The 12,759-nt window shown below is 72.8% G+C and carries 9 protein-coding genes and 1 pseudogene; 9 read left to right on the top strand and 1 reads right to left on the bottom strand.

Annotated features, from left to right (window positions below; all coding sequences use genetic code 11):
• Positions 1–25 precede the first annotated feature (25 nt).
• Positions 26–1,345, bottom strand: a pseudogene (hmgA, locus tag AOQ37_RS25100) (homogentisate 1,2-dioxygenase); the annotation flags it as partial.
• Between the two features lie 177 nt (positions 1,346–1,522).
• On the opposite strand from hmgA, the gene AOQ37_RS25095 reads away from it, so the two are divergent.
• The 9 genes from AOQ37_RS25095 to AOQ37_RS25055 all read left to right on the top strand — a co-directional run bounded on the left by AOQ37_RS25095 (position 1,523) and on the right by AOQ37_RS25055 (position 12,756).
• Positions 1,523–2,044, top strand: a complete 522-nt coding sequence (locus AOQ37_RS25095) for a hypothetical protein (protein ID WP_234436995.1) — start codon at positions 1,523–1,525, stop codon at positions 2,042–2,044.
• Positions 2,045–2,141: 97 nt separating this feature from the next.
• Positions 2,142–2,759 carry a TetR/AcrR family transcriptional regulator gene (locus AOQ37_RS25090; protein WP_062647078.1) on the top strand — a complete coding sequence of 206 codons (618 nt, stop codon included), beginning with the start codon at positions 2,142–2,144 and terminating at the stop codon, positions 2,757–2,759.
• A 151-nt stretch (positions 2,760–2,910) separates the two neighbouring features.
• Complete coding sequence (locus AOQ37_RS25085; RefSeq protein ID WP_062647077.1) at positions 2,911–5,148, top strand: molybdopterin oxidoreductase family protein; 2,238 nt, start codon at positions 2,911–2,913, stop codon at positions 5,146–5,148.
• 141 nt (positions 5,149–5,289) lie between these two features.
• Positions 5,290–6,714 (top strand): CitMHS family transporter, encoded by a 1,425-nt coding sequence (locus AOQ37_RS25080; RefSeq protein WP_062647075.1) that lies wholly within the window; start codon positions 5,290–5,292, stop codon positions 6,712–6,714.
• Positions 6,715–6,734: 20 nt separating this feature from the next.
• Positions 6,735–8,036, top strand: coding sequence for an MFS transporter (locus tag AOQ37_RS25075; RefSeq protein WP_062647240.1), 1,302 nt, complete (start codon positions 6,735–6,737; stop codon positions 8,034–8,036).
• Positions 8,037–8,139: 103 nt separating this feature from the next.
• Positions 8,140–8,943, top strand: coding sequence for a hypothetical protein (locus AOQ37_RS25070; protein WP_062647073.1), 804 nt, complete (start codon positions 8,140–8,142; stop codon positions 8,941–8,943).
• Entirely contained in the window at positions 8,933–9,649 is a 717-nt protein-coding gene (locus AOQ37_RS25065; RefSeq protein ID WP_062647071.1) for a class F sortase, read from the top strand. The genes AOQ37_RS25070 and AOQ37_RS25065 overlap by 11 nt, the downstream gene beginning before the upstream one ends.
• 236 nt (positions 9,650–9,885) lie before the next feature.
• Positions 9,886–11,223, top strand: a complete 1,338-nt coding sequence (locus tag AOQ37_RS25060; RefSeq protein ID WP_062647070.1) for an ABC transporter ATP-binding protein — start codon at positions 9,886–9,888, stop codon at positions 11,221–11,223.
• Positions 11,224–11,367: 144 nt separating this feature from the next.
• Entirely contained in the window at positions 11,368–12,756 is a 1,389-nt protein-coding gene (locus AOQ37_RS25055) for an aldehyde dehydrogenase family protein (protein ID WP_062647068.1), read from the top strand.
• The last annotated feature ends 3 nt before the right edge of the window (positions 12,757–12,759 follow it).

Here is a 12,759-nt window from a genome sequence, read left to right as displayed (position 1 = left end):
ATCGTCCCTCGGGCGCCCCGCCGGACGGACGGAAGTGGCGTTCGAGGCCCCGCCAGACGTCGTCGTAGCGCTGCTGGAGGTGGTCCGCCCCGGCCGCGTGCGGGGTGAGGGTGAGCGGCCAGCGGGTCTCGAACATGAACGCCAGCCCGTCGTCGATCTTCTGCGGGCCGAGCTCGGCGGTGCTCGCCCGGTCGAAGGTCTCACGGTCCGGGCCGTGCGCCGACATCATGTTGTGCAGGGAGCCGCCGCCCGGCACGAAGCCGCCCTTTCCGGCCGTCTTGGCGTCGTACGCGCCCTCGATCAGGCCCATGTACTCGCTCATCACGTTGCGGTGGAAGTACGGCGGCCGGAAGGTGTCCTCGCCCACCAGCCAGCGCGGCGCGAAGACCACGAAGTCGACCCCGGCCAGACCGGGGGTGTCGGACGGGGAGGTCAGCACCGTGAAGATCGACGGGTCCGGGTGGTCGTAGGAGATGGTCCCGATGACGTTGAACCGGCGCAGGTCGTAGACGTACGGCAGATGGTTGCCGTGCCAGGCGACCACGTCGAGGGGGGAGTGGTCGTAGGTCGCGCTCCAGAGGTGGCCGCAGTACTTGGCGACCACCTCCACCGGAGCCTCGACGTCCTCGTACGCGGCGACGGGCGCGCGGAAGTCGCGGGGGTTGGCGAGGCCGTTGGCGCCGATCGGGCCGAGGTCGGGGAGTCGGAAGGGCGCGCCGTAGTTCTCGCAGACGTAGCCGCGGGCGGAGGCGTCCAGCAGCTCGACGCGGAAGCGGACCCCGCGCGGGACGAGCGCCACCTCGCCGGGCTCGGCGCGCAGCAGCCCGAACTCCGTGCGCAGCAGCAGCCCGCCGTGCTCGGGGACGATCAGCAGCTCACCGTCGGCGTCACCGAACACGCGCTCCATGGAGGTGTTCGCGTGGTACAGGTGCACGGCCATGCCGGTGCGCTGGGTGGCGTCGCCGTTGCCGCCGAGGGTCCACAGCCCGGCGAGGAAGTCCGTGCCCGCCGCCGGCTCGGGCAGCGGGTCCCAGCGCAGCCGGTTGGGGTCGGGGACCGTCTCCGTGAACGGGCCGGTGCGCAGAGCGCCGTCGTCGACGCGGGTGAACGCCGGGTGCGCGGCGGACGGGCGGATCCGGTAGAGCCACGAGCGGCGGTTGTGGGCGCGCGGCTCGGTGAACGCGGTCCCGCTGAGCTGTTCCGCGTACAGGCCGAGGGGCGCGCGCTGCGGCGAGTTACGGCCGTCGGGCAGGGCTCCCGGCAGTGCCTCGGAGACGTGCTCGTTGCCGAACCCGGAAAGATAGCTCAGGCCCCCGGCCGTCCTGCGCGCGTCCCCGCTGCTCATGATCGCTCCCTCCGGCGCCCCGGTCGGCGCGCCCGCTCATTCCTGTGTATCACCGTAGGATTGCGGTTTCCCCCGCGCAAGAGATGCGCCCGTCCTCCTCCCGTAGGACGATCAAGACGGCCGGAACCAGACTCCAGGGGGATCCGCGTGTCGGTCCGTTGTTCTACGCTCCCCCGCATGTCGTGGACGCGCGGAAGCCTCGCCGTGGCCGCGGTCTGTGTCCTGCTGTTGACCGGATCCGCTGGCTGCGGCACCAGTGACGCCCATGACCGGGGGGACGCGGCGACCGCGGTGTCGGTCTCGCCCTCGCCGGTGGGCAAGGTACTCGAGGACACGGACGGCGAAGGGCGGCACTACCGCGAGGTGGGGAAGAAGGGGGCACCCGAGGTCGGTGTCGAGGTGGAGCCCGAGGACGACGGCAGCTGGGACGTCCGCCTGAAGGTGGAGAACTTCCGGTTCACGCCCACCGCGGCGAAGGCGGCGGCGGCCCACGGCCGCGGCGCCGCCCGGCTCTACGTGGACGACCAGCCGGTCGCCGACCTGCGCGCCCCGTCCTACCGCATCCCGGCCGGCTACCTCCCGCACGGCACCCACCAGGTCACCGCCCGGCTGTACGCGGACGACGGCACGGTGTGGGCGGTGGACGGCAAGCCGGTGGAGAGCACGGCGTACATCACCGCGTCGGAGCCCTCGCCCTGAGCGGTTCCCTCCCTCCGGCGTGCTCCCCGTTGAGTGCATCGGGCATCTTTCTCCGTACCGAGGGGTGAGGTTCACCCCGCCGCGACGGAAAGGCATCATGAGCTCCGTGCCCCAAGCGACATCGCTCCGTCGTGCGCCCGTGCAGCGGCGCAGCGCCGAACGGCTGACCAGAATCCTCGACGCCTGTGCCGACCTGCTGGACGAGGTCGGCTACGACGGCCTGAGCACCCGGGCCGTCGCCGAGCGCGCCGGCGTTCCCATCGGCTCCGTCTACCGCTTCTTCGGCAACAAACGGCAGATGGCCGACGCGCTCGCGCAGCGCAACCTCGAGCGCTACTCCGAGCGCGTCACCGAGCGGCTGAAGGGGGCGCGCCAAGGCGACTGGCGGGCCGCCATGGACGCCGTGCTCGACGAGTACCTGGCCATGAAGCACACCGCGCCCGGGTTCTCCCTCGTCGACTTCGGCAACCAGATCCCGGTCGGCGCCCGGCACGCCGAACCCAATCACCGGGTCGCCGACCGCCTCACCGAACTGCTCTCCGCCCACCTCGTCCGCGAGCCCGACGACGACCTGCGCCGCATCTTCCTGATCGCCGTGGAGACCGCGGACACCCTGGTCCAGCTCGCCTTCCGGGTGGATCCGGAGGGCGACCCGAAGGTCATCGCCGAGATCCGGGAGCTGCTGCGCGCCTATCTGGCGAGAGTGCTGGACTGAGCCGTCCCGCGGGGGTGCGCCGACCGGGATCCCTCGCGCTCTCCGCGGGTTTCGGCCGTGACCCCCGCGACCCCTCCCCTCCGTTCATACCGGTCGGTATGCTCGGTGGCAGCCCGCGCGTCATCGCCGACGCCCTGCCCCAGGAGGACCCGTGTCCCGCACCGCCCTGCGAATCTGCCCGTTGTGCGAGGCCACCTGCGGGCTGACGCTCACCATCGAGGGGACGAAGGTCACCGGCGCCCGCGGCGACCGGGACGACGTCTTCAGCAAGGGGTTCATCTGCCCCAAGGGTGCCTCCTTCGGCGCCGTCGACGGGGACCCCGACCGGCTGCGGACGCCCCTGGTGCGCCGGGACGGCGAGCTGCGCGAGGCCACCTGGGAGGAGGCCTTCGACGCCGTGGCCGCCGGGATCCGGCCGGTCGTCGAGCGGTACGGGCCGCACTCCGTCGGAGTCGTCCTCGGCAACCCCAACGTGCACACGATGGCCGGCGCGCTCTACCCGGCCGTGCTGATCGCCGGCCTCGGCACCCGCAGCCTCTTCACCGCCTCCACGGTCGACCAGATGCCCAAGCACGTCTCCAGCGGACTGCTCTACGGCGACGCCAACGCGATCCCGGTGCCGGACCTCGACCACACCGACCACCTGCTGCTCATCGGCGCCAACCCGCTGGAGTCCAACGGGAGTCTGTGCACCGCCGCCGACTTCCCCGGCAAGCTCAAGGCGCTCAAGGCCCGCGGCGGCACCCTCACCGTCATCGACCCGCGCCGCACCCGCACCGCGAAGCTCGCCGACCGGCACATCGCCATCCGGCCGGGGACCGACGCGCTGCTGCTCGCCGCGATGGCCCAGGTGCTCTTCGAGGAACTCCTCGTCGATCCCGGCGAGACGGCACCCCACCTCGAAGGCCTCGAGGAACTCGCCGAGGCCGTGAGGGAGTTCACCCCCGAAGCGGTGAGCGCCGCCTGTGACGTGGACGCCCCGCTCATCCGCACCCTGGCCCGTGAACTCGCCGCCGCCCCCACCGCCGCCGTCTACGGCCGCATCGGCAGCTGCACGGTCCCCTACGGCACCCTCGCCAGCTGGCTCGTCGACGTCCTCAACATCCTCACCGGCAACCTGGACCGGCCCGGCGGCGCGCTCTTCCCGCAGGCCGCCACCGACCGCACACCCCGCCCGGCCGGTCCCGGCCACGGCTTCCGGCTCGCGCGCTGGCACTCCCGGGTGAGCCGCCACCCGGAGGCCAAGGGCGAACTGCCGCTGTCGGCGCTCGCCGAGGAGATCGACACCGCGACGGAGGAGGGCGAGCCGATCCGTGCGCTCGTCGCCGTGGCCGCCAACCCCGTCCTGTCCGCCCCGGACGGGGACCGGCTCGACAAGGCCCTCGACTCCCTCGACTTCATGGTCAGCGTCGACCCCTACCTCAACGAGACCTCCCGGCACGCCGACGTGGTGCTGCCCCCGCCGCCGCCCTCGCAGAGCCCCCACCACGACTTCGCCTTCAACACCCTCGCCGTGCGCAACCAGGTCCGCTACAGCCGGCCGGCCGTCCCGCTCGAACCCGGCCGGATGGCCGAGACCGAGATCCTCGCCCGGCTGACCCTGGCCGCCACCGGAATGCACGGTGCCGACCCCTCCGCCGTGGACGACCTGGTCATCGGCCAGACCCTCGGCAAGGCGGTGCAGGAGCCGCACTCGCCCGTGCACGGCCGCGATCCGCGCGAGCTCGCCGCACAGCTCACCGGCGAGACCGGTCCCGAGCGCCGGCTCGACATGATGCTGCGCCTCGGCCCCTACGGCGACGGCTTCGGCATCCGCCCGGACGGACTCGGCCTGGACCGGCTGCTCGCCCACCCGCACGGCATCGACCTCGGGCCGCTGCGACCCCGCCTGCCCCAGCCGCTGAAGACGCGCAGCGGGCGGATCGAACTGCTGCCGCGGCCGATCGTCGACGACCTCCCGCGGCTGCGGGAGGGACTGCTGCGGCAGCCCGACGCACTCGTCCTGGTCGGCCGGCGCCATCTGCGGTCCAACAACAGCTGGATGCACAACGTCCCCGCGCTCACCGGCGGCACCAACCGCTGCACCCTGCACATCCACCCCGAGGACGCCGAACGGCTCGGTGTGGTCGACGGCGCCGCGGTCCGGGTCAAGGGCGCCGGGGGAGAGGTCACCGCGCCGGCCGAGGTCACCGACGGCGTCCGCCGGGGCGTGGTCAGCCTGCCGCACGGCTGGGGCCACGACCGGCCCGGCACCCGCCTCAGCCATGCCGCCGCCGACCCCGGCGTCAACGTCAACCAGCTCCTCGACGGCAGCCTGCTGGACCCCCTGTCGGGCAACGCCGTGCTCAACGGAGTGCCGGTGGAACTTGTCCCCGTACCGGCCCACTGAGCTGAGCAAAGCTGTGACCTGGACTTTTGCGCTTATTGCTCGCGGGTCAACGTCTTGTTAACACCGTTTGAACGGACCTAACGTCAACCCACCGCCGACCCCCAGGTGGGATGTTCAAGGGCGAACGTTAGGTATCCACTCATGCTGACCATCCTCGGCTTCGCCATGATCGCGACCTTCCTGGTCCTGATCATGCTGAAGAAGATGTCGCCGATCGCGGCGCTCGTGTTGATCCCGGCACTGTTCTGTGTCTTCGTCGGGAAGGGCGCCGAACTCGGTGACTACGTCATCGACGGCGTCACCAGCCTCGCCCCCACGGCGGCGATGCTCATGTTCGCGATCGTCTACTTCGGTGTGATGATCGACGTCGGCCTCTTCGACCCGATCGTCCGGGGCATCCTGAAGTTCTGCAAGGCCGATCCGCTGCGCATCGTCATCGGTACGGCGCTGCTCGCCGCGATCGTCTCCCTCGACGGCGACGGCTCCACCACCTTCATGATCACCGTCTCGGCGATGTACCCGCTGTACAAGCGCCTGAAGATGAGCCTGGTCGTGATGACCGGTGTCGCGGCGATGGCCAACGGCGTGATGAACACGCTGCCCTGGGGCGGCCCGACCGCTCGTGCCGCGACCGCTCTGAAGCTCGACGCCAGCGACATCTTCGTGCCGATGATCCCGGCCCTGGCCGTGGGCCTGCTCTTCGTCATCGCCCTCTCCTACGTTCTCGGCCGCCGCGAGCGCGCCCGGCTCGGCACGCTGACGCTGGACGAGGTGCTGGTCGAGGAGAAGGAGGCCGAGACCGTGCTGGTGGGCGCCGGCGGCTCCGGCGACGGCAAGTCCCCCGTCCGCACGGGCGGTTCCGGCTCCGGTACCGACGCGGCCGCGCGGGGCGGGAGCGGCGGTGCCCGCGAGGACGACGGCGACTTCCAGGGCCTCGACCCGCACCGGGCCACCCTGCGCCCCAAGCTGTACTGGTTCAACGCGCTGCTGACGGTCGTGCTGCTCACCTCCATGATCATGGAGTGGATGCCGATCCCGGTGCTGTTCCTGCTCGGTGCCGCCCTCGCCCTCACCGTCAACTTCCCGCATATCCCGGACCAGAAAGCCCGCCTCGCCGCCCACGCCGACAACGTCCTGAACGTCTCCGGCATGGTCTTCGCCGCCGCGGTCTTCACCGGCGTCCTCCAGGGCACCGGCATGGTCGACCACATGGCCACGTGGATGGTGGACGTCATCCCGGAGGGCATGGGCCCGCACATGGCCCTGGTCACCGGCGTCCTGAGCCTCCCGCTCACGTACTTCATGTCGAACGACGGCTTCTACTTCGGTGTCCTGCCGGTCCTCGCCGAGGCCGGCGCGGCGCACGGTGTCTCGCCGCTGGAGATGGCCCGCGCCTCGCTCGTCGGGCAGCCCCTGCACATGTCGAGCCCGCTCGTCCCGGCCGTCTACGTCCTCGTCGGCATGGCGAAGGTCGAGTTCGGCGACCACACGAGGTTCGTGGTCAAGTGGGCCGCCCTCACCTGCCTCGCGATCCTCGGCGCGGGCATCCTGTTCGGGATCATCTGAACCGCGCCATGGAGGAACGTGTGAGGCCCGGCAGGAACCGCGGCTGGCTGCTCCGTCTCGTCATCGCCTTCGGCTTCGCGCAGGGGGCGGTGTCGATGGCGCGGCCCGCCGTCTCCTACCGGGCCCTCGCGCTGGGCGCGGACGAGCGGGCGATCGGCGTCATCGCGGGTGTGTACGCCCTGTTGCCGCTCTTCGCCGCCGTACCGCTCGGCCGCCGCACCGACCACGGCCGCTGCGCGCCGCTGCTGCCCGTCGGCGTGGTCCTCATCTCCGGCGGCTGTGTGCTGAGCGGTGTCGCCGGCTCCCTCTGGACGATGGCCCTGTGGAGCGGGGTGATGGGCCTCGGCCATCTCTGCTTCGTCATCGGCTCCCAGTCGCTCGTCGCCCGCCAGTCCGCGCCGCACGAACAGGACCGCAACTTCGGCCACTTCACCATCGGCGCCTCGCTCGGCCAGCTGGTCGGTCCGGTCGCCGCCGGCGCGCTGATCGGCGGGCCCGACCGGGCGGCCGGCAGCGCCCTCGCCCTGCTGGTCGCGGGCGCCGGCTGCGCGGTCGCGTTCACCTCGCTGTGGCGCATCGAACACCGTGACGGCACCCCCAAGTCCCCTACGGAGCAAGGCGAACGCGTCCCCGTCGGGCGCATCCTGCGTGCCCGTGGCGTCCCCGCCGGCATCCTCATCAGCCTGTCCGTGCTGTCGGCGACCGACATCCTCACCGCCTATCTGCCGGTGGTCGGCGAGGACCGGGGCATCGCGCCGTCGGTCATCGGGGTCCTGCTCAGCGTCCGCGCGGCGGCCTCCATAGCCTGCCGGCTCGTCCTCACCCCGCTGTTGCGGCTGCTCGGCCGGACGACGCTGCTCACCGTGACCTGTCTGCTGGCGGCCCTGCTGTGCGCCGGGATCGCGCTGCCCGTGCCGGTCCGGGTGCTGGGCGTGCTCCTCGCGCTGCTCGGCTTCTGCCTCGGCGTCGGCCAGCCGCTGTCCATGACGACCGTCGTCCAGGCGGCTCCCGACGGCGCCCGCTCCACCGCTCTCGCGCTGCGCCTGACCGGCAACCGGCTGGGCCAGGTCGCCGCGCCCGCCGCGGCCGGGCTGCTGGCCGGGGCCGCGGGGGTGGCCGCGCCGTTCCTGATGCTGGGGGTGCTGTTGCTGGTGTCGTCGGGGGTGGCGGTGCGCTCGCGTGCGGACGCGGAAGCGGCGGCGGCCGCGGGGACGGGGACCGAGGCGGACGCCGGGACGGACGCGGCCGCGGAGACGGAACCGGGGGCCGCCGTGTCCCGGCGCCGGTCCGGATCGGGGTTGCGCCGGTCGAGCGATGTCTGACGGCGCGTCGGGCGCCGCTCCCACAGTCGTGCGCGCCGATGTGAAAGAGAGTCAGGTGCAAGAACGATTTGTATGAAAATCGTCCTGACTCGGAGGAATGCGCATGTCCAGCTCGACGCTCCCGTCCGCCCTCGGCTCCCGCCTCGGCGTCACGGCCCTGACGGTGCTCGCCGCGGCAGGGTTCACCTGCCTCTCGGCACCGTCCGCCGTGGCCGTCGGGGAGGCCGGTGACATCAGGATCCACCGCGAGCAGGTCCCCCCGGGCGTCTCGAAGGACGACCCGGTGGCCTGCCGCTTCTACCTCGACGCCGCCAACTTCGGCGAGCTGCCGAGCGTCGCCTACACCATCAAGGCGCGTCCCCCGGCCCCCGACACCGCCACGGTCACCGGCACCATCACCCTGACCCAGGGTGCCGGGCACACCGACACGCTGGGGCTGGCCGAGGGGTCGTACACCCTCGAGTGGACCCTCGCCCCCGTCGAGGGCGTCCCGGTCCCCTCGCCCAAGGTGAAGGTCTTCAAGATCAACTGCCCTGAGGGTCAGCGCGACGGGAACGGGGGCCCGAACCGGCCGATCACCGACGACGGCCGCGAAGCCGGCGCCCCGAACGGCCAGGCCGGCGGCGGCCAGAACGGCGGCGGCCAGAACGGCACCACGCAGAACGGCACCGCGCAGAACGGCACCACGCAGAGCTCCGGCGGGCGGGAAGGCGGCACCCAGGGCGGCTCCGCGTGGAACGGTGAGAAGGGTGGCCCGGAGGGCGGCGTGCACGCGGGCGGTGGCGGTCTCGCCGACACCTCGCAGGCCTTCACCCCGCTGGCCGGAGCCGCGGCCGTCGGCCTGGTGGCCGTCGGCGGTGTCGCCTACTTCCGCCTGATCCGCCGGCGCACGCACGGTGCCGCGTAGGCGCGTACGCAGGCCCTGGCACCGGACCCGCGCCTACCGCCTCACCAGGACGGCCGTGCTCACGGTCGTCCTGGTGACGGTCGGAGTCCGGTGCGCGGGGCACGACGGGTCGGTCACGGAGGCCCGGGCCGGGGAGCAGGCGTCCGCCGGGGCGCAGGCCGCCCCGGCCCCCGGGGGCGACGCCGACCAGGAGAGCCGGACGGCGGGGAAGAAGGACTCCGAGAGCCGGAAGCCGCCGCCCCGCCCGCTGCCCCGGTCCCCGGCGACCAGCCTGCGGGTGCCCTCCCTGGGCATCGACGCGCCGATCGTCCCGCTCCGGCTCGGCCCGGACCGGCACCTCGGGACGCCCCCGCTCGACCGGCCCAAGCTGGTGGGCTGGTACGCGGGCGGCCCCACGCCGGGGGAGCGGGGCACCGCCGTCGCCGTGGGCCACCGCGACACCAGGACCGGCCCGGCGGTTTTCGCCGGCCTCGCACGCGTGGCCCGGGGTGCCCGGATCGAGGCCCGGCGCGCCGACGGCCGCACGGCCGTCTACACCGTCGACCGGGTGCGCGTCTTCGACAAGGCCACCTTCCCCGACAAGGAGGTGTACGGCCCGACCCGCCGTCCCGAGCTGCGCGTCCTCACCTGCGGCGGCCTCTTCCGGCACGCGACCGGCTACACCAGCAACGTCGTCGTCTTCGCCCATCTGACGGCGACCCGCTGACCCGCCGCCGTGGCCGCGCCGGCGTCCGCCGGCGGGCCCGGCAGCCGCTGAATCAGACAGTCCGGTTTCTCGCCTGTCGGACGGCGGCGTCCGATCCGGGCCAGTCTCTTCCCCCGGGTGCACACAGTCCGTTAACTTCCGTGACTCACAAGCCCCGTTCGACCCGCACGGGGCAGGTCGGACAGCGGAGCACCGGCCGGGCCGGCCCGGCACACGAGTCCCCGGGGACACTTCTCATGACACGCGCCATCTCGTTGCACGACGTCAGCAAGGTCCACACCCGAGCCGTCCGGGTCGTGGACCGGCTGTCGCTGGACATCGCGCCCGGCGAGTTCCTGGTCCTGCTGGGCCCCTCCGGCTGCGGCAAGTCCACCGTGCTGCGCATGATCGCCGGCCTGGAGCACATCACGGAGGGCGAGTTACGGCTCGACGGCGAGTACGCCAACGACCTGGCGCCCTCGGAGCGGGACATCGCGATGGTCTTCCAGAACTTCGCGCTCTACCCGAACATGACCGGCCGCGACAACATCGGCTTCCCGCTGCGCATCGAGGCCCCCGGCGCCGACCCGGGCCCCCGCGTGAACGCCACCGCCCGGATGCTCGGCATCGAGGACCTCCTCGACCGCTTCCCCGGCCAGCTCTCCGGCGGCGAGCGCCAGCGCGTCGCCATGGGCCGCGCCATCGCCCGGCACCCCTCCGCCTTCCTGATGGACGAGCCGCTGTCCAACCTCGACGCCAAGCTCCGCAACCATCTGCGGGCCGAGATAGCCAAGCTGACCCGGCATCTGGGCGTCACCACGGTCTACGTCACCCACGACCAGGCCGAGGCCATGTCGCTCGGCGACCGGGTCGCCGTCCTGCGCGGCGGAGTCCTCCAGCAGGTGGGCACCCCGCGGTCGGTCTACGCCCTGCCGCGCAACGTCTTCGTCGCCGCCTTCATCGGCACCCCGCGCATCAACCTGCTGCGCGGCCTGGTCCGCGCCCCGCTCGACGGCGCCATGACGATCAGCCTCGGCAAGCAGGCGCTGCGGCTGCCCGAGCCGCACTCCCTGGACCACAAGCTGCTGCGGGTGCAGCAGGGCCGCGAGGTGATCGTCGGGCTGCGCTCGGAAGCCGTCCGTATCGCCACACCCGCCGAGGCCAGGCCCGGCGAGACGCACATCACCGGCCTGGTGGAGCATGTGGAGTTCCAGGGCCACGAGGTGCTCGTCCACTTCAACACCGGCTCCCGGCTCGCCGTCGTGCCGGAGCTGGAGGCGCCGCGCCCCGTCCAGCGGCCGCCCCGGCGCCGGCGCCGCGAGGGCGGGGTCCTGGACCGGCTGCGCAAGAGCGCGGGCGGTCTGCGGACCGGTGCGGTCGACGTACTCGACGAGCCGCCGGCGCGGGACGGGCAGCCCGCGTCCCCGGAGGCCCGGCCGCTCGGCGACCTCGTCGTGCGCACCACCCCCGACTTCGACCTCCGGCACGGGATGCAGGTCCCGCTCCTCGTCGACATCGCCCACCTCTTCGTCTTCGACCAGCACGGCGAGCGCATCAGCCCGGCCCCGGCCCGGCTGCCCGACCTCGACGAGTGAGCGCCGGCGGCCCGGGGGTCCGCGGTCCGGTGTCCCGTCCGTCCCCCGTCCGTTCCGCGTCCTTCACCCGTTGTCCTCTGGTGCCAGAAAACTATCAACGCTAGTTTAGGTCGCGGACGACGAGGCCCGCCCGAAGGGAACGCGATGAAGGCACATGACGGCATCTACCTCGACGGTGCCTGGCGCCCGGCCACGGGCCGGGACGTGATCGAGGTCGTCGACCCGGTGACCGAGCAGGTGATCGCCCGGGTCCCGGCGGCGGACGCCGTCGACGTCGACGCCGCCGTACGGGCGGCTCGCGCCGCACTGCCGGGCTGGGCCGCGACCCCGCCCGCCGAGCGCGCGGCCCGTCTGACCGCTCTGCGGGACGCGCTGGCCGCCCGAAAGGACGAGATCGCCGAGACGATCACCGCCGAACTCGGCTCGCCCCTGGCCTTCTCCCAGGCCGTCCACGCGGCGGTGCCGATCGCGGTGGCGGGTTCCTACGCCGAGCTGGCCGCGACCCACCCCTTCGAGGAGAAGGTCGGCAACTCGACCGTGTTCCACGAGCCGATCGGCGTGGTCGGCGCCATCACCCCGTGGAACTACCCGCTGCACCAGATCGTCGCCAAGGTCGCCCCGGCCCTCGCCGCGGGCTGCACGGTGGTCCTGAAGCCCGCCGAGGACACCCCGCTGACCGCCCAGCTCTTCGCCGAGGCGGTCCACGAGGCGGGCGTCCCGGCCGGCGTCCTCAACCTCGTCACCGGCCTCGGCCCGGTGGCCGGCCAGGCCCTCGTCGAGCACCCCGGCGTCGACCTGGTGTCCTTCACCGGCTCCACGGCCGTGGGCCGACGGATCGCCGCGACGGCGGGCGCCGCCGTCAAGAAGGTGGCCCTGGAACTCGGCGGCAAGTCCGCCAACGTCATCCTGCCGAGCGCCGACCTCGCCAGGGCGGTCAACGTCGGCGTCGCCAACGTGATGTCCAACTCCGGCCAGACATGCAGCGCCTGGACCCGGATGCTCGTCCACCGCGACCGGTACGAGGAGGCGGTCGAGCTCGCCGCGGCGGCGGCCGCCAAGTACGCCGAGCGCATCGGCCCGGTCGTCAACGCCGCACAGCGGGCCCGGGTGCTCGGCTACATCGACAAGGGCGTCGCCGAGGGCGCGCGGCTGGTCGCCGGCGGTCCCGGATCCCCGCGCGAACAGGGCTACTTCGTCCGCCCCACGGTCTTCGCCGACGTCACCCCCGACATGGCCATCGCCCAGGAGGAGATCTTCGGCCCCGTCCTGTCCGTCCTGCGCTACGAGGACGAGGAGGACGCCCTGCGGATCGCCAACGGCACGGTCTACGGTCTCGCGGGCGCCGTCTGGGCCGGCGACGAGGCGGAGGCGGTGGCCTTCGCCCGCCGGATGGACACCGGCCAGGTCGACATCAACGGCGGCCGCTTCAACCCGCTCGCGCCGTTCGGCGGCTACAAGCAGTCGGGCGTCGGCCGCGAGCTCGGGGCCCACGGCCTCGCCGAGTACCTCCAGACCAAGTCCCTCCAGTTCTAAGGG

The sequence above is a fragment of the Streptomyces maremycinicus genome, from assembly GCF_001184025.1.
Classification (GTDB): Bacteria; Actinomycetota; Actinomycetes; order Streptomycetales; family Streptomycetaceae; genus Streptomyces; species Streptomyces maremycinicus.
This window is presented reverse-complemented; position numbering and strand designations above follow the sequence as displayed.

Coding starts and splice junctions, on each gene's coding strand:
- AOQ37_RS25095 (WP_234436995.1), top strand. CDS start 1,523: ATGTCGTGGACGCGCGGAAGCCTCGCCGTGGCCGCGGTCTGTGTCCTG.
- AOQ37_RS25060 (WP_062647070.1), top strand. CDS start 9,886: ATGACACGCGCCATCTCGTTGCACGACGTCAGCAAGGTCCACACCCGA.
- AOQ37_RS25070 (WP_062647073.1), top strand. CDS start 8,140: ATGTCCAGCTCGACGCTCCCGTCCGCCCTCGGCTCCCGCCTCGGCGTC.
- AOQ37_RS25055 (WP_062647068.1), top strand. CDS start 11,368: ATGAAGGCACATGACGGCATCTACCTCGACGGTGCCTGGCGCCCGGCC.
- AOQ37_RS25080 (WP_062647075.1), top strand. CDS start 5,290: ATGCTGACCATCCTCGGCTTCGCCATGATCGCGACCTTCCTGGTCCTG.
- AOQ37_RS25090 (WP_062647078.1), top strand. CDS start 2,142: ATGAGCTCCGTGCCCCAAGCGACATCGCTCCGTCGTGCGCCCGTGCAG.